We start from the raw sequence: 16,862 nt of genomic DNA, 5'->3' as shown, positions 1-16,862 counted from the left end.
TTAGGGTGCCTCCGACCCGTGAAATCGAGCTGAAAGAGTGTCCTATGGCCAAGTCGACCGCCACGCTGACCGACAATGAGACCGGCAAGAGCTTCGAGTTCCCCATCATCCACGGCACGGTCGGACCGCGGCTGGTCGACATCCGAAAGCTCTACGGCGAATCCGGGATGTTCACCTACGATCCGGGCTTCACCTCGACGGGTTCGTGCGGGTCGAAGATCACCTACATCGACGGTGACGAGGGCATCCTTCTCTACCGCGGCTACAACATCGCGGAGCTGGCCGAGCAGAGCGACTTCATGGAGGTCTGCTACCTGCTCATGAAGGGCGACCTGCCGACCAAGTCGCAGAAGGAGAAGTTCACTCGCGACATCACCCTGCACACGATGGTGCACGAGCAGATCAGCCAGTTCTATCGCGGCTTCCGCCGCGACGCCCATCCGATGGCGGTGTGCTGCGGCGTGGTCGGCGCCCTGTCGGCCTTCTATCACGACTCGCTCGACATCAACGACCCGCACCACCGCATGGTGTCGTCGTACCGACTGATCGCCAAGATGCCGACCATCGCGGCCATGGCCTACAAGTACTCGGTCGGCCAGCCGTTCGTGTATCCGCGCAACGATCTCAGCTACGCCGCGAACTTCCTGCGCATGATGTTCTCGGTACCGGCCGAGGAGTACGAGATCAACCCGGTGCTCGAGAAGGCGGTCGATCGCATCCTGATGCTGCACGCCGACCACGAGCAGAACGCCTCGACCTCGACGGTTCGCCTCGCCGGCTCGTCCGGCGCCAACCCGTTCGCCTGCATCGCCGCCGGCATCGCCTCGCTGTGGGGCCCGAGCCACGGCGGCGCCAACGAGGCCGTCATCAACATGCTGAACGAGATCGGCGGCAAGCAGAACATCCCGGGTTTCCTGAGCCGCGTGAAGGACAAGCAGGACCACACCCGCCTGATGGGCTTCGGCCACCGCGTCTACAAGAACTACGACCCGCGCGCCAAGGTGATGCGCCAGACCTGCCACGAGGTGCTGACCTCGCTGGGCATCGACCACGACCCGCTGCTGGAGCTGGCCATGGAGATGGAGCAGATCGCCCTCAAGGACGACTACTTCGTGTCCAAGAAGCTCTACCCGAACGTCGATTTCTACTCGGGCATCATTTTCCGTGCGATCGGCATCCCGACGTCCATGTTCACCGTTCTCTTCGCGGTGGCCCGGACCGTCGGCTGGATTTCGCAGTGGAACGAGATGATCGAGGATCCCGACCAGAAGATCGGCCGGCCTCGGCAGCTCTACAATGGTCAGACGGAGCGGCCCTACGTGCCGCTGCACAGGCGGTCCTGAACGCTATCCGGGAGGAGGCGAACGTCATGGCTGGAACAACGCAGGGCTCGCGCCGGGCAACGACCTGGACCGTCGAGCAGCCGCCACGTCCGGCGCCGCGCATCGTGCGGCTCGGCCGGCCGGCCAACGACAACGACTACCGCTTCGGGCCCAGCGCCCGGGCGGCCTTCGTGGTGGCGGCGGGCGCGGCTATCGTCCTATCTCTGTTTTTCTGGGCGTTCTGACGCCCCTGGGCGCTCGTGCGCCCGACCGGACGGCCGCCATCCGGCAGCCGTGCCCTGGCAAGTTCGGGCCGCGGTGACGCCGCGGCCCTCGCCGTCCTACTTCCGCTCGATCAGCTCGATCTTGTAGCCGTCGGGGTCCTCGACGAAGGCGATGACCGTGGTGCCGAACTTCACCGGCCCGGGCGCGCGCGTGACCTTGCCGCCCGACTTCACGACCTGCTCGCACAGGCCCGCGACGTCGGGCACGCCCACGGCCAGGTGGCCGAAGCCGGTCCCCAGCTCATAGGGCTCGTGGCCCCAATTGTGGGTCAGCTCGATCACGCTGTTGTCCTTCTCGTCGCCGTAGCCGACGAAGGCGAGCGTGTACTTGCCCTCCGGCACGTCGCGCTTGCGCAGCAGCTTCATGCCCATGGCCCCGGTGTAGAAGGCCAGCGACCTGTCGAGATCATGCACGCGGATCATCGTGTGCAGCATGCGGTAGTTGGCTGCGGCGTCGGGCATGGGCCCCCTCCCTATCTGTCGCGGATCATGGCGGCAAACGTCGCCTCGGCGGCCACCTTGCCTTCGACGATCGCCTTGCCGGAGAACTTCCAGACGTTGGCCCGGCTCTGCACCTTCTCGACGTGGAGCTCGAGCCGGTCGCCCGGCACGACGGGCCGACGGAACCGGACCCCGTCCATCGACATGAAGTAGACCAGCTTGCCTTCCGATTCGGCCCCGAAGGTCGACACGACCAGCACGGCTGCCGTCTGCGCCATCGCCTCGACGATGAGCACGCCCGGCATCACCGGCTCGGACGGGAAATGCCCCTGGAAGAAGGGTTCGTTGATGCTGACGTTCTTGATGCCGACCGCGCTCTGGTCGAGCTTCATCTCGGTCACCCGATCGACCATCAGCATCGGATAGCGGTGCGGGATCATCTGCAGGATCCGCCGGATGTCCACTGCCGTCGCGGGCCCCGCCGCCACGCTGGTCTTGTCGGTCTGCATGTTCATCTCAGCGCCCATCCCCAATCAGAAGCGCGTGCCGAAGCTGAAGCGGATAGCCTCCGTCTTGTCCCAGGATTCCTTCTGCACGGGTACGGCATAGTCTATCCGGATCGGGCCGAAGGGCGAAATCCATTGAATGCCGACGCCGGTCGAAATGCGCATCAGGTTGCTGGTCAGCACCGTGTTGCTGTACGCCGCCGGACCGCCCAGGCCCCACAGCGACCCGACATCGACGAAGGCCTTGCCGAAGATGCCGATTTCCTTGGGCAGGCCCAGCGGGAAGCTCAGCTCAGTGGTCCCGGTATAGAAGTAGGTGCCGCCCAGCGCGTCGGCGCTGACCGAATCGCGCGGTCCGATGCCGCCGACCTGGAAGCCGCGCAGCGTGTCGCCGCCGATGAAGAACAGGTTGTTCAGGCGGAGCGAGGAGTTGTTGTACGGCAGCACCAGGCCGGCCGAGCCGCCGATCGACGCCACGACGTCCTCGAAGATGCTCTGGTAGTACACGGCGTCGGCGGTGGTCCGGTAGTACCACTCCGTTCCGATCAGGCCGGCCACCGCCATCGTGTTGCGCAGCAGCAGGCCCTTGGTGGTGTTGATGCGCGTGTCGCGCGTGTCCCAGGCGATGGTCTCGGAGACCTCCGAGACGACCGAGGTGCCGGCGTTGAGCTGCACGACGTAGGAAGCCCAGGGCTGGACGTTGTAGATGTCCGTCTGGCGCAGCGTATAGCGGACGTTCTGCCGGGTGTGCTCGGTATAGGCCCAGCCGGCGCGCAGCGCGAAGCCGATGCTGCGATCGCTGTACGAGGCCACCGACTGGCGGTCGTTCGAGGTCCGGAAGATGTCGAAGCCGGCCGCCATCGGGCGGTCCAGGAAGTACGGCTCGGTGAAGCTGAAGTCGATCAGGGTGCTCAAGGTGCCGATCGACAGGCCGAGGCGCAGTTCCTGCCCCTTGCCCAGCAGGTTGCGCTCCTTGATCGAGATGTCGCCCAGCACGCCCGACGTCGTCGAGTAGCCGGCGCCGAACGAGATGTCGCCGGTGCTCTGCTCGACGACCTGGACCTCGAGGTTGGTCTTGTCCGGCGCCGAGCCGGGGGCCGCCGATATGTCGACCTTCTCGAAGAAGCCGAGGTTGCGCAGGCGCTCCTGGCTGCGGCGGACCTTGGCCGTCGAGAAGGCGTCGCCCTCGGCCAGCCGGAACTCGCGCCGGATCACCTTGTCGAGTGTCCGGGTGTTGCCGGAGATGTTGATGCGCTCGACGTAGACGCGGGGACCTTCCTGGATGTCGAAGATGACGTCGACGGTGAGGTTGTCCTTGTTGCGCCGGATGTTCGGGCGGACCTCGACGAAGGCGTAGCCCAGCGAACCCACGAGATCCTGAAGCGCCGAGACGCTCTTCTCGACCTCGTTGGCATCGTACCAGTCGCCCGAGGCCATCGTCAGATAGCTCTGCAGGACGTCGACATCGAGGCCCTGGAAGCGGGTCGAGACTTCGACCTTGCCGAACTTGTAGCGCTCGCCCTCGCTGATCGTGAAGGTGATGAAGAAGCCTTCGCGGTTGGGGGCGAGCTCTGCCACGGCCGAGACGACGCGGAAATCGGCGTAGCCCTCCGACAGGTAGAACTTGCGCAGCAGCTCGCGGTCGAGGTTGAGGCGATCCGGATCGTAGCGGTCGTCGGACGACAGGAAGCGGTACCAGGCGCTCTCGCTGGTGCGGATCTTGCCGCGCAGCGTGCCGTCGCTGAAATGCTCGTTGCCGACGAAGCTGATGCGCTGCACGCCGGTCACGTCGCCTTCGTTGATCTCGAACACGAGATCGACGCGGCCCTGCTCGAGCTTGATCACCTTCGGCTCGACCGACGCGTTGTAGCGGCCGCTGCGGCGGTAGATCGTGAGGATGCGCTCGACGTCGGACTGAACGCGGGCCCGCGTGAAGACCTGACGCGGCTGCGACTGGATCTCGTCGCGCAGCTTGTCGTCCTCGATCTTGCGGTTACCCTCGAAGGCGACCCGGTTGATGATGGGGTTCTCCGTGACCTTCACGACCAAGGTCGAGCCCTGCATCTGCATCACGACATCGGAGAACAGGCCGGTGGCGAACAGCGCCTTGAGCGAACGGTCAGCGGCCGCCGCGTCGAACGGCTGACCCGGCTTCAACTGCAGGTAGGAGCGGATCGTCTCGGGCTCCGCCCGGACGTTGCCCTCGATCTGAATGGCAGTGATCGCTCCGCCGCCACCCGCGGCAGGCGCCCGCTGCTGGGCCTGCGCCGTCGCCCCAAAGGCCAGAATCGCAACAACGGCGAGGACAGCCCAACGAAAGATCAATCTCACCCCCGGCACCTTTTTTGAGCCCTGCCGGCCAGTTTCAGGACGCAATTTCATAGACCGGAGATACGCGCTTAGCCACCCTTTTGTCCCCCCTCCTGTGTGCCATTCAGGTGAGAAGACGAAGGAGGTGCTTGATGTCGTTGAAGGTGGCGACGAGCGCCAGGCCGATCACCAGCGTAAAGCCGACCTTGAGGCCGAGCTCCTGTGCACGCAGGCTGAGCGGACGGCCGCGCACCGCCTCGTAGGCATACATCGCGAGGTGGCCGCCATCGAGCATCGGCACCGGGAGCAGGTTGAAGATGCCGAGCACCACCGACAAGGCGATGACAAGATTGAGGATCCCCTGCCAGCCGGCGTACGAAGCCTCACCCGCCGCCTTGGCGATCCGGATGGGCCCACCCAGCTCATCGACCGGTCTTGCCGCTGTCAGGATCTGCCCGAGCGACGTATAGAACATCGACGTCATGCCCCACACCGCACGGACACCGGCGCCCATGGCGCCGATCAGCCCGTGGCTGCGCAGTTCCGTGACGCTCGCCGGACGGACCCGCAGGCGCCCGACCGTGTACTCCTTGCCGGCGCAGTCCACCGCCTTGTCGGCAATCGGCGTGACCACGGTCTCGCCGATTGTCCCGTTGCGATCATAGGTCACGGTGAGCGGCTGGCCCGCGCGCTCCCCGATGAGCTCCGGGATATGGGAAAAGTAGTCGACCGGCTGGCCGTCGATCTTGAGCAGCAGGTCGCCCGCCTGCAGGCCCGCGGCCTGGGCCGGGCTGCCGGCCGAGAAGCCCCCCACCACGGGGCGGATGAGCTGGTCGACGCCGAGGTCGCCGTGGCGCAGCGTATTGCCGTAGCGGTCGGTCCGTTCGCAGAAGCGCGGCACGATCTCGCCCCGCAGCACCTTGTCGCCGCGCCGATAGAGGACGGGGACCGGCTCGCCCCAGTACAGGTACTGGAACTCCTGGATGTCCTCGTAGCGCTTCACGCCCTTGTCGCCGAGCTGAACGATCTCGTCGCCGGTGCGCAGTCCCGCCTGGGCGGCCGGCCCCTTCGCCTGCACCGCGATCGTCGACGGGGTGTAGGGTTCGCCGGCGAAGAAGAACACGCCCGTAAGGAGGATGAAGGCGAACAGGAGGTTGGCGAGCGGGCCGCCGAGGACCACCGCGGCCCGGGCATAGAGCGGCTGGCTGAAGAAGGCGCGGCGCTGCTGCTCGTCGCTGAGCGGCCTGTCGCTCGGCGTGGCGCTGGTGGCGTCGCTGTCGCCCAGGAACTTCACGTAGCCGCCGAGGGGGACCGCCGAGATCTTCCACCGCGTGCCGTTGCGGTCCGTCCAGCCGACCAGTTCCGGCCCGAACCCGATCGAGAAGACCTCGGCCTGGATGCCGAAGCGCCGGCCGACCCAGTAGTGGCCGTACTCGTGCACGAACACCAGCAGCGTCAGAACCAGCACGAAGTACGGCAGATAGGTCGTGAAGAGCTGCATGTTTCAGTTCACCACAGTAAACGCCTTGCCTCAACGGTTCGGCCGTCGTCCCTCGCAGCTCTGCTCGGCCTTCGCGCGGGCCTCCTGGTCGGCCGCATGGACCTCGTCCAGCGAGGTCACCGCCGCCGACAGGTCCGACCAGCGCGACATGACGTCCTCGACCACCCTGGCGATATCGAGAAACCCGATCCGTCGCTCCAGGAAGGCCGAGACCGCCGCCTCGTTCGCGGCATTCAGCACGATGGGCGCGACGCCGCCTGTTGTCAGCGCCTCGCGCGCCAGACGTAGGGAGGGAAAGCGGCCGGAATCGGGTCGTTCGAAGGTGAGCGCCGTCAGGGAATGGAAGTCGAGGCGGGCCGCCGGCCCGTCGATGCGCGACGGCCAGCCGAGCGCATGACTGATGGGCACGCGCATGTCCGGCGTGCCGAGCTGGGCCAGCACCGAGCCGTCCCGGTACGCCACCATGGAATGGATGACGGACTGCGGGTGGACGACGATCTCGACCTGCTCGGCGGGCAGGCCGAACAGGAGGTGGGCCTCGATCAGTTCCAGTCCCTTGTTCATCATGGTCGCCGAGTCGATCGAGATCTTGGCCCCCATGTCCCAGTTGGGATGGGCGAGCGCCTGCTCGCGCGTAGCTTCCGCCATCTCGGCCAGGGACCAGCTGCGGAACGGCCCGCCGGAGGCGGTGAGGATCAGCCGGTCGATGGCGTGGCGCTGCGCGGGTTCGAGCACCTGGAAGATCGCGTTGTGCTCGGAGTCGACCGGCAACAGCATGCCGCCGGACGACTGCACCGCCCCCGTCAGGAGCGGGCCGGCGCAGACCAGCGCCTCCTTGTTGGCGAGCGCCACCATGGCCCCCCGCCGGGCCGCCGCGAGCGTCGAGGCCAGCCCGGCGAAGCCGACGACCGCCGCCATGACCCATTCCGCCGGTCGCGCCGCGGCCTCGCAGACCGCGTCCGGCCCGGCGGCGGCCTCGATGTCGGTGCCGGCCAGGGCTTCCTGCAGGGCGCGATAGCGGCCGGGGTCGGCCACGACGGCGAGGCGCGCCTTCAGCCGGCGGGCCTGGTCGGCCAGCGCGTCGACCGAGCGGCCGCCGGCGACCAGCGCCTCGACACGGTAGCTTTCCGGATTGCGCTCGATGAGGTCGACGGTGCTCTGCCCGACCGATCCGGTCGATCCCAGGATCGTCACGCCGCGCGGGCGCTCGGCCGACGGCGGTGTCCAGGCGGTCATGACCAGGGCCAGCCCGCGTCGACCGCGAGGCGCATGAAGGCGACGGCCACCAGGACGGCGATCAGCCCGTCGATGCGATCGAGCAGTCCGCCATGGCCGGGAATGAGCGTGCCGCTGTCCTTGACCCCGGCGCCGCGCTTGGCGGCCGATTCGATCAGGTCGCCGATCTGGCCGACCACGGCCAGCCCGGCCCCGACGACCGCCAGCATGATCGTGTCGCCCCGGCCGAAGACGTAGCCGGCGGCCGCGCTGGCGACGGCGGCCCACGCCATGCCGCCGATCAGACCCGACCAGGTCTTGCCCGGGCTGATGCTCGGCGCGAGGCGGGCGCCGCCGGCGAGGCGGCCGACGACGAAGGCCCCGATGTCGGTCGCCCAGATGCAGGCGATGATCCAGATGACGGTCTCTCGCCCGTCCGTCGGCTGGTGGCGCAACCAGAGCAGCGCCAGGATCGCCGCCAGCGAGTAGGCGATCGCCAGGATGCGGGCGATCGGCCGCCCCCTGGTCAGGCGCAGCCACTCGGAGATCACGATCGGGGCCGCGACGGCCGCGACGAGGTCGATCCACGGGAAGCCGACCCAGATGGCGGCCAGCACCAGCGGTCCCAGGACGACCGCCGAGGCGATCCGGAGCGCCAGCGCCCGGTGGCGCCCGCCCCGCACGGCCGGGCCGTCAGCCGACGCCGCCATACCGCCGCTCTCGCCGCCTGAACTCGGCGATCGCCTGCTCCAGGTGTTCCTTGCCGAAGTCCGGCCAGAGCGTGTCGACGAACACCAGCTCGGCATACGCACACTGCCAGAGGAGGAAATTGCTGATCCGCTGCTCTCCGCTCGTGCGGATGACCAGGTCGGGATCGGGCATGCCCGCGGTCAGCAGCTCGCGCTCGAAGCGCTGCTCGTCGATAGCTTCGGCCGGCAGGTCTCCCGCCGCCACCTTGCGGGCCAGGACCCGCGTCGCCTGCAGGATCTCGTCGCGCGCGCCGTAGTTGATGCAGATGTTGACGTCGAGCCGGGCGTTTGCGTGGGTCCGCTGCTCCGCGTCGGCGATGTCGCGCACGATGTCGTCCGCCAGCCCGCCGCGGTTGCCGATGACGCGCAGCCGGGCGCCGTTGCGGTGGAGCTCCTCGATCTCGCTGCGCAGGTAGTGACGCAGCAGGCCCATCAGGTCGCTGACCTCGTCGGCCGGCCGCGTCCAGTTCTCGGTCGAGAAGGCGAACAGGGTCAGCATGGGAATTTTGAGCTCGCCCGCCCCGCGCACCACGCGCCGGACCGCATCCGCACCCCTGCGGTGCCCGGCGACGCGCGGCAGCCCGCGCGCCTTCGCCCACCGCCCATTGCCGTCCATGATGATGGCGACGTGGCTGGGGCCGGCTGTCGGGTCCGGAGACGCAGGCAGGGGCGCAGTGGGCATCAGACCGTCTTTATCTCTTTTTCCTTCTGGGCGAGGACGTCGTCGACCTGCTTCACGTAGCGGTCGGTGAGCTTCTGCACCTCGTCGGACTTCTGTCGATGCTCGTCCTGGGAGATCTTGTGATCCTTCTCGGCCTTCTTCAGGAACTCCATCCCGTCGCGGCGAACGTTGCGCACCGCCACGCGGCCGTGCTCGGCGTACTTGTGCGCGAGCTTGGCGAGCTCGTTGCGGCGTTCCGTCGTGAGCTCGGGGATCGGCACGCGGATCGTCTGTCCGTCCGGCGCCGGATTGAGGCCGAGCCCCGCCTCGCGAATCGCCTTCGCTGTCGAGACGACCAGGCCCTTGTCCCAGACGTTGACCGTCAGCAGGCGCGGCTCAGGCGCGCTCACGGTCCCCACCTGGTTCAGCGGCATGCGCTGGCCATAGGCCTCGACCATCACCGGGTCGAGCAGGTTGACCGAGGCGCGGCCCGTGCGCAGGCCGCCCAGTTCCTTGCGCAGCGCGTCGATGGCGCCGTGCATGCGCTTCTCGAGTTCCTTGAGATCGGCGGTCATCTTCAGCCCTCGTCCTTGATGATGGTGAAGGTCCCCTCCCCGCGCATCGTCGCGGCAAAAGCGCCGGGCTTGTGGATGTCGAACACGATGATGGGGATGCGGTTCTCGCGCGCCAGCGAGATGGCGGACGCGTCCATGACCTGCAGGTCGCGTGACAGCACGTCCATGTAGGTCAGCGTGTCGTAGCGGCGGGCGTCCTTGTCCTTCTTGGGATCCGACGAATAGACGCCGTCGACCTGGGTGCCCTTCAGCATCGCGTCGACGCTCATCTCGGCGGCCCGCAGAGCGGCCGCCGTGTCGGTGGTGAAGAAGGGATTGCCCGTGCCGGCCGCGAAGATCACGACCCGCCCCTTCTCCATGTGCCTTGCGGCGCGGCGGCGGATGTAGGGCTCGCAGACCGTCGTCATCGGGATCGCCGACTGGACGCGCGTCTGCAGGCCCTGGCGCTCCAGCGCGCTCTGCATCGCCAAGGAATTGATGACGGTCGCCAGCATGCCCATGTAGTCGCCGCTCGCCCGGTCCATGCCCGAGGCCGCGGCCGAGACCCCCCGGAAGATGTTGCCGCCACCGATCACGAGGCAGACCTGCACGCCCATCTCGTGCACGGCCTTCACTTCCTGCGCCACCATGGTGACCATGGCGGGATCGAGCCCGTACTCCCGATTCCCCATCAGGCCCTCGCCCGAGAGCTTGAGCAGGACACGGCGGTAGCGGGGACCCGACGGCATCAGTTGCCTCTGACGATGGCGTTATTGGGCGGCGCGGGCCGGCGAGCCCGCGCGCCATAGCGCGTTTTCATACTACTTCTTGAGCTGGGCAGCCACCTCGGCCGCAAAATCCTCGGCCTTCTTCTCGATGCCCTCGCCCAGCGCGAAGCGCAGGAAACCCGCCAGGCGGACCGGCGCGCCGACCTGCTTGGCGGCGTCGTCGACAACCTTCGCGACCTTGGTCTTGCCGTCCATGATGAACGCCTGCTCGAGCAGCACCACTTCCTGGTGGAACTTGCGCAGGCCGCCCTCGACCATCTTGGCGACGATGTCGGCGCTCTTGCCGCTCTGCCCGGCCTTCTCGGCCAGCACGCCGCGCTCGCGCTCGACCGCGGCCTGGTCGAGATCGGCGACCGTGAGCGACTGCGGGTTCGTCGAGGCGACGTGCATCGCGAGCTGCCTGGCCAGCGCCTCGAGCTTGGCCTTGTCGCCCGTCGATTCGAGGGCCACCAGTACGCCGATCTTGCCGAGATCCGGCGCGACCTTGTTGTGCATGTAGCTCGCCACGACGCCATCCGACACCGACAGGAGGCCGGCGCGGCGCAGCGACATGTTCTCGCCGATGGTCGCGATCAGGTGGGTGAGCTCCCCCTGGACGTCGCGGCCGGTGCCCGGATAGGGCGCCGCGGCGACCTTGGCGAGATCGCCGCCGTTGACCAGCGCGAGCTTGCCCGCCTCGATGACGAACTTCTGGAACATCTCGTTGCGGCCGACGAAATCGGTCTCGGCGTTCACCTCGATGACCGCGCCGCTGGTGCCGCCGGTGACGACCGCGACCAGGCCCTCGGCCGCGACGCGGCCGGCCTTCTTGGCGGCCGCCGACAGGCCCTTGGTGCGCAGCCAGTCGACCGCCTTCTCGAGATCGCCCTGCGTCTCGCCGAGCGCCTTCTTGCAGTCCATCATGCCTGCGCCGGTCTTCTCGCGCAGTTCCTTCACCAGGGAGGCCGTGATCTCAGCCATGTCGTACTCCGTTTCTCGTTGCGCCGGGGGCGGCGCAGTTGGGGCCGGTCTTGCGACCGGCCCCGCTGATCTCGTCTGCCTTGGGGCCGGCTACTCGGCCGGCGAGGCCTCGGCCCCCGCCTCCGGGGCCTCGACGGGAAGCTCGTCGGCCGGCGGCTCGTCGAGCTCGCCGACGTCGCCGCCCGAGGCGGCGATCTCGGCGCGGATGCCGTCGAGCACGGCGCCCGACAGGAGCTCGCAGTAGAGCGAGACGGCGCGGATCGCGTCGTCATTGCCGGGGATCGGATAGTCGACGCCGTCGGGATCGGAGTTGCTGTCGAGCACCGCCACGATGGGGATGCCGCGCTTGCGCGCCTCCTGGACGGCGATCGACTCCTTGTTGGTGTCGATGATGAACAGCATGTCCGGCGTGCCGCCCATCTCCTTGATGCCGCCCAGCGACCGCTCGAGCTTGTCGCGCTCGCGGGTGAGGTCGAGCTGCTCCTTCTTGGTCAGGCCGACCACGTCGCCCTTCAGCCGGTCGTCGAGCTCGCGCAGGCGCTTGATCGAGGCCGAGATCGTCTGCCAGTTGGTGATCATGCCGCCGAGCCAGCGGTGGTTCACGTAGTACTGGCCGCAGCGCTTGGCGGCATCGGCGATCCGCTCCGCGGCCGCCGCCTTGGTGCCGACGAACAGCACGCGGCCGCCATTGGAAACGACCCGACGGACCTCGAGCAGGGCCTGCTCCAGGAGCGGCACGGTCTTGGTGAGGTCGATGATGTGGACCCCGTTGCGCACCCCGAACAGGTACGGCTTCATCTTGGGGTTCCAGCGCCGGGTATGGTGGCCGAAATGGACACCAGCCTCGAGCAATTGACGCATCGTGAACGTCGGCATGGTCATGCCGTCTCTCCTTTTCCGGTTGAGCCTCCGCGGGCGTCGTCCCCGGAACGCGAAGCGTCCCCGGAACACCGGAGCGACCGTCGGGATGTCTCCCCGAAAGCCGCAAACCCGCGTGCGAAGTGGGCGTGGTTCTAGAGGGTCAGAGGCGGGATTGCAAGCCCAATGGAATCAACCGCTTAGCCGAGGGCCTTGGCGATCTCGCGGGCCAGTTCCAGCACCGACAAGGGGGCACTGCCCTCGGCCTTGTTGTTGGCCGTGATCCAGACCTTCTGGCCGGCCCTGACCGATGCCGCGGCCATGCGGGCCAGCACCCGGCGGGTTTCCGGATCCTCGTCCACCAGCCGGTCGAACGGCTCGTAGCGCCGTCGAGCCGCCTGGTAGAGGAAGCCCCGGTGCAGGTTCCAGCGCGCCACCAGAGGCCCCGGCGCATCGCCGTCCAGCACCTGCAGGGCGGCTTCCTGGCGCTCGACCTCGGGCATCCGGTCGTGGAGGCCCACGCAGTAGCGGATTCCGGTGCGCCCCAGCATCTTCATGAGACGCGGCGTCAGCAGCTCGGCATTTCGCAGCTCCAGGGCAAAAAGCGGGCGGTGGGCGCCCAACTCGCGCGGCAGGGCCTCGAAGAAGGCCTCCAGCCGGCTCACCAGCAGCGCCGCCTCCTCGACCAGCCCCCGCGGCAAGGGCGACACCTGGAACACCAGCGGGCCCGCCTTGGGCCCCAGCCCTTCCAGGCACGGGACGATGAACTCGCGCGTGGCCACCGCGGCGTCGAGAAAGTGCGGGTTGGCCACCCGGCCCCGCCCCTCCTCGTCCCGCATCACCGCGTCGCAGACCAGGGCCGGTGCCTTCACGACGAAGGAGAAATGAGCGGGCACCTGCTTGGCATACTGCCGGTACTGGACCGCGCTCAGCGGAGCATAGAAGGTGCGGTCGAGACTGACGGTCCTGAGCAGCGGGATCTGGGCATAGGCGGCCAGGCCCTTGCGGCTGAGCGCCACCTGCGCGTGGACCCCGTCGTAGACGAGGCCTCGCCAGCCGGGAAAGAACCAGGACGAGGTGCCGAGCCGGACATCGGCCGGTAGCACAGGCGCCTCGAGCAGCGGGGAATCCCAGGCGGGAGCGACCGAGCCGGGCGCCGCCCGCCTGGCCGCGGGCCGGCTGTTCGGGTCGAACAGCCCGGCCTGGCTCAAATCTCCTCCACCTGCGCCACACCCGGCAGTCCGCCGATCGTGTCGCGCAGGCCGGTCGCAATCCCGTAGGTGCCGGGCAGGCTCACCTCCGCCTCGGTATCGTCGGGCATCGGCACGACCAGCGTGACGCGGCCACGGCCGCGCTTGCCGTCGAGCGCCTTGCGCAGCGGCTCGATGGCGGCGAGGTCGGACAGCTCGATGCGCAGGCCGGCAGCCGCGTTGGCCACGGCGTCCTCGAGCTTCTCGACCGTCTGGGCGGTCAGCTTGACCTGCTCGCCGTCGAGCCGGCCATCGGCGGAGACCAGGATCGCCTCGCCGGGCTCCAGGATGTTGCGCTTGCTGCCCAGCAGCTCGCTGAAGACCGTGAGCTCGAAGGCGCCGGACTGGTCCGAGCACTGGACGAAGGCAAAGCGGTTGCCCTTGGCCGACGTCCGCTCCTGGCGGTCGATCACCGTCCCCGCGAGCTTGATGCGGCCCGGCGTGCCGCGGCCCAGCAGGGCCACGAGGTCGGCGGCCCGGGTCACCCGCAGGCGCTCGAGACTGCGCTCGTAGGACGCCAGCGGATGGGAGGACAGGTAGAAGCCGATCGCCGAGAACTCGTTCTGCAGGCGCTCCATGGGCGACCAGTCCGGCACCTTCGGCAGCGGCGGCCGGCGCTGCGCCGTGTCGTCGCCGAACAGGCTGTTCTGGTTGCTGCCGCGAGCCTCGTGCGTCGCCTGGGAATGGCGCGTCAGCGCCTCCACGGCACCGAAGGTCTGGGCGCGATTCTTGTTGAGCGAATCGAAGGCGCCGGCCTTCACCAGGCTCTCGAGCAGCCGCTTGTTGATCACCCGCTGGTCGAGGCGCTCGGCGACGTCGAACATGTCCTTGAACGGGCCGTTGGCCTCGCGCTCCTCGGCGAGGCGCGACATCGCCTCGCGGCCGACCCCCTTGATGGCGGCCAGCGCGTAGCGCACGCCGAGCTTGCCGTCGGCCGTTCGCTCGACCGCGAACTCGGCCATCGAGCGGTTGACGTCGGGCGGCAGCAGCGGGATCTGCAGGCGCTCGAGCTCGCGGCGGAAATTGCCGATCTTGTCGGCGTTGCCCATGTCGAGCGTCATCGACGCTGCGAAGAACTCGACCGGATGGTTGGCCTTGAGGTAGCCCGTCTGGTAGCAGACGAGCGCATAGGCGGCGGCGTGACTCTTGTTGAAGCCGTAGCCGGCGAACTTGTCGACCTGGTCGAAGATCGACGAGGCGCGCCCTTCCTCGACTCCGTTCTTCTTCGCGCCCTCGATGAACAGGGCCCGCTGGGCGTCCATCTCGGCCTGGATCTTCTTGCCCATGGCACGGCGCAGCAGGTCGGCGCCGCCGAGCGTGTAGCCCGACAGGACCTGCGCGATCTGCATGACCTGCTCCTGGTAGATCATGATGCCGTAGGTTTCCTTCAGGATCCCCTCCAGCATCGGATGCAGGTAGTCTGGCTTCTCCTCGCCCTGCTTGCGCTTGATGTAGCTCGGGATGTTCTCCATCGGGCCGGGGCGATAGAGCGCCACCAGGGCGATGATGTCCTCGAAGCGGTCGGGCCGGAGCTTGCGCAACACGTCGCGCATGCCGCTGCCCTCGATCTGGAAGACACCGAGGCTGTCGCCGCGGGCAAGCAACTCGAAGGTCCGGCGGTCGTCGAGCGGCAACTTGGCGATGTCGATCCTGTCGCGGCCGATCAGGTCGCAAGCCTTCTCGATCACGGTCAGCGTCTTGAGGCCGAGGAAGTCGAACTTCACCAGCCCCGCCGGCTCGACCCACTTCATGTTGAACTGGGTCGCCGGCAGCGATTCCTGGTCGTCGCTGTCGCGAAACAGCGGCACGAGCTGGTCGAGCGGCCGGTCGCCGATCACCACGCCCGCCGCGTGCGTCGAGGCGTTGCGATAGAGGCCCTCGAGCTGCAGGGCGAGGTCGATCAGCCGCTTGATCTCCTCGTCGGCCGCGTACTGTTCCTTCAGGAGCTGCTCGCTCTCCAGGGCCTGGGCGAGCGTCACCGGCTTGGCCGGATTGTTGGGTACCAGCTTGCAGATCCGGTCGACCTGGCCATACGGCATGCCGAGCACGCGCCCGACGTCGCGCAGCACCGCCCGCGCCTGCAGCTTGCCGAAGGTGATGATGGCGGCGACGCGGTCGTGGCCGTACTCGTCGCGCACGTAGCGGATGACCTGGTCGCGCTTGTCCTGGCAGAAGTCGATATCGAAGTCCGGCATCGACACGCGCTCGGGATTGAGGAAGCGCTCGAACAGCAGCCCCCAGCGCAGCGGATCGAGATCGGTGATCTTGAGCGACCAGGCGACCAGCGAGCCCGCGCCGGAGCCGCGGCCGGGACCGACCGGGACGCCGTGGTCCTTGGCCCACTGGATGAAGTCGGCGACGATCAGGAAGTAGCCCGGGAAGCCCATCCGGCCGATCATGTCGAGCTCGTAGGCGAGTCGTTCCCGATAGGTGTCGAACGGGATGTCGGGCGACAGGCGGCCGCCGTCGCGCAGCGCCGCCAGCCCGGTCTCGGCCATCTCCTGCAGCGCCTCGGTCTCGGCGCGGCCGGCGAGCTTGGTGTAGCGCGGCAGGATGGGCTTGCGTGGCGCCGGCATGTAGGCGCAGCGCCGGGCGATCGTCAGGGTGTTGTCGCAGGCCTCCGGCAGGTCGGCGAAGACCTGGCGCATCTCGGCCGCCGACTTGAAGTAGTGCTCGGGCGTGAGGCGGCGGCGGTTGGGGTCCTCGATATGGGCGCCCTGCTCGATGCACAGAAGCACGTCGTGCGCCTCGTACATCGACTCCTTCGGGAAGTGGACGTCGTTGGTGGCCGCCAGCGGCAGGCCGCGCTCGTAGGCGAGATCGAGCAGCGCCGGCTCGATGCGCCGCTCGGTCTCCTCGCCATGACGCTGCAGCTCGATGTAGAGGCGGCCGTCGAACAGGCGCTCGAACCGCTCCAGCAGGTGGGCGGCGGCGGGCCCCTGCCCGGCCGCCAGCAGCCGGCCGAGCCCGCTCGCGGGACAGCCCACCAGGGCGATCAGCCCGTCAGTGAGCCCTTCGAGCTCCGACATTGGCAGGGCCGACTGCGATCCGGTCTTGAAGTCGAGATGGACGCGGCTGACCAGCCGCATCAGGTTGAGGTAGCCCTGCTCGTCCTGGACCAGCAGGGTCAGCCAGTCGGCCGGCACGATCTTGCCGGTCGGCGCGGGCCCGGTGCCGTCCTCGCGGCGGATGCCGAGATCGCAGCCGACGAGCGGCTGGATGCCGGCCTTGGACGCGTACTGCGAGAATTCCAGCGCGCCGAACAGGTTATTGCGGTCCGTAACGCCGACGGCCGGCATGTCGTTGGCCTTGGCCAGCGCCACGACCTTGTCGACCTTGTTCGCGCCCTCGGTGAGCGAATAGGCCGACCGGACCTTGAGATGGATGAAATCTGCGAGCGCCACGGACCGACTATGCCGCCGCGATCTTGTGGAAAGCGAGGCGGATCGCGGCGCCGGGGCGC

At 68.1% G+C, this 16,862-nt stretch carries 15 protein-coding genes; 2 read left to right on the top strand and 13 right to left on the bottom strand.

The genetic code is table 11. The features are described 5' to 3' along the window. Positions 1–44 precede the first annotated feature (44 nt). Complete coding sequence (gene gltA, locus ACO073_RS15550) at positions 45–1,343, top strand: citrate synthase (RefSeq protein ID WP_421998498.1); 1,299 nt, start codon at positions 45–47, stop codon at positions 1,341–1,343. A 26-nt stretch (positions 1,344–1,369) separates the two neighbouring features. After that, positions 1,370–1,567, top strand: coding sequence for a hypothetical protein (locus ACO073_RS15545; RefSeq protein ID WP_421998497.1), 198 nt, complete (start codon positions 1,370–1,372; stop codon positions 1,565–1,567). Between the two features lie 96 nt (positions 1,568–1,663). Here ACO073_RS15545 and gloA read toward each other — a convergent pair whose 3' ends face one another. The 13 genes from gloA to dnaE form a co-directional block, all read right to left on the bottom strand. After that, complete coding sequence (gene gloA / locus ACO073_RS15540; protein ID WP_421998496.1) at positions 1,664–2,068, bottom strand: lactoylglutathione lyase; 405 nt, start codon at positions 2,066–2,068, stop codon at positions 1,664–1,666. An 11-nt stretch (positions 2,069–2,079) separates the two neighbouring features. Then, the gene (fabZ, locus tag ACO073_RS15535; protein WP_422002151.1) at positions 2,080–2,562 is read right to left on the bottom strand and encodes a 3-hydroxyacyl-ACP dehydratase FabZ; all 483 of its coding nucleotides are present in this window, start codon (positions 2,560–2,562) and stop codon (positions 2,080–2,082) included. Positions 2,563–2,580: 18 nt separating this feature from the next. After that, complete coding sequence (bamA, locus tag ACO073_RS15530; protein ID WP_421998495.1) at positions 2,581–4,884, bottom strand: outer membrane protein assembly factor BamA; 2,304 nt, start codon at positions 4,882–4,884, stop codon at positions 2,581–2,583. 103 nt (positions 4,885–4,987) lie between these two features. Further along, positions 4,988–6,364 carry an RIP metalloprotease RseP gene (gene rseP / locus ACO073_RS15525; RefSeq protein WP_421998494.1) on the bottom strand — a complete coding sequence of 459 codons (1,377 nt, stop codon included), beginning with the start codon at positions 6,362–6,364 and terminating at the stop codon, positions 4,988–4,990. A 30-nt stretch (positions 6,365–6,394) separates the two neighbouring features. Continuing rightward, positions 6,395–7,600: a 1-deoxy-D-xylulose-5-phosphate reductoisomerase gene (gene dxr / locus ACO073_RS15520; RefSeq protein ID WP_421998493.1), complete on the bottom strand. Its 1,206-nt coding sequence runs from the start codon at positions 7,598–7,600 to the stop codon at positions 6,395–6,397. Next, entirely contained in the window at positions 7,597–8,289 is a 693-nt protein-coding gene (locus tag ACO073_RS15515; protein ID WP_421998492.1) for a phosphatidate cytidylyltransferase, read from the bottom strand. The genes dxr and ACO073_RS15515 overlap by 4 nt, the downstream gene beginning before the upstream one ends. Beyond that, positions 8,273–9,010, bottom strand: a complete 738-nt coding sequence (locus tag ACO073_RS15510) for an isoprenyl transferase (protein WP_421998491.1) — start codon at positions 9,008–9,010, stop codon at positions 8,273–8,275. Before ACO073_RS15510 ends, ACO073_RS15515 begins: the two co-directional genes overlap by 17 nt. Beyond that, the gene (gene frr, locus ACO073_RS15505; protein ID WP_421998490.1) at positions 9,010–9,564 is read right to left on the bottom strand and encodes a ribosome recycling factor; all 555 of its coding nucleotides are present in this window, start codon (positions 9,562–9,564) and stop codon (positions 9,010–9,012) included. Before frr ends, ACO073_RS15510 begins: the two co-directional genes overlap by 1 nt. A 2-nt stretch (positions 9,565–9,566) precedes the next feature. Next, positions 9,567–10,292 carry a UMP kinase gene (pyrH, locus tag ACO073_RS15500; protein ID WP_421998489.1) on the bottom strand — a complete coding sequence of 242 codons (726 nt, stop codon included), beginning with the start codon at positions 10,290–10,292 and terminating at the stop codon, positions 9,567–9,569. Between the two features lie 72 nt (positions 10,293–10,364). Next, positions 10,365–11,291, bottom strand: coding sequence for a translation elongation factor Ts (gene tsf / locus ACO073_RS15495; protein ID WP_421998488.1), 927 nt, complete (start codon positions 11,289–11,291; stop codon positions 10,365–10,367). Between the two features lie 90 nt (positions 11,292–11,381). Further along, entirely contained in the window at positions 11,382–12,173 is a 792-nt protein-coding gene (gene rpsB / locus ACO073_RS15490; protein ID WP_421998487.1) for a 30S ribosomal protein S2, read from the bottom strand. A gap of 176 nt (positions 12,174–12,349) precedes the next feature. After that, positions 12,350–13,360 (bottom strand): DUF72 domain-containing protein, encoded by a 1,011-nt coding sequence (locus ACO073_RS15485; RefSeq protein WP_421998486.1) that lies wholly within the window; start codon positions 13,358–13,360, stop codon positions 12,350–12,352. Then, positions 13,357–16,803 (bottom strand): DNA polymerase III subunit alpha, encoded by a 3,447-nt coding sequence (gene dnaE, locus ACO073_RS15480; RefSeq protein WP_421998485.1) that lies wholly within the window; start codon positions 16,801–16,803, stop codon positions 13,357–13,359. The genes ACO073_RS15485 and dnaE overlap by 4 nt, the downstream gene beginning before the upstream one ends. Positions 16,804–16,862: the final 59 nt, after the last annotated feature.

Source organism: Reyranella sp. (assembly GCF_965229815.1).
GTDB lineage: Bacteria > Pseudomonadota > Alphaproteobacteria > Reyranellales > Reyranellaceae > Reyranella.
The sequence above is the reverse complement of the archived record's forward strand: the minus strand, read 5'-3'. Positions and strand labels throughout refer to the sequence as shown.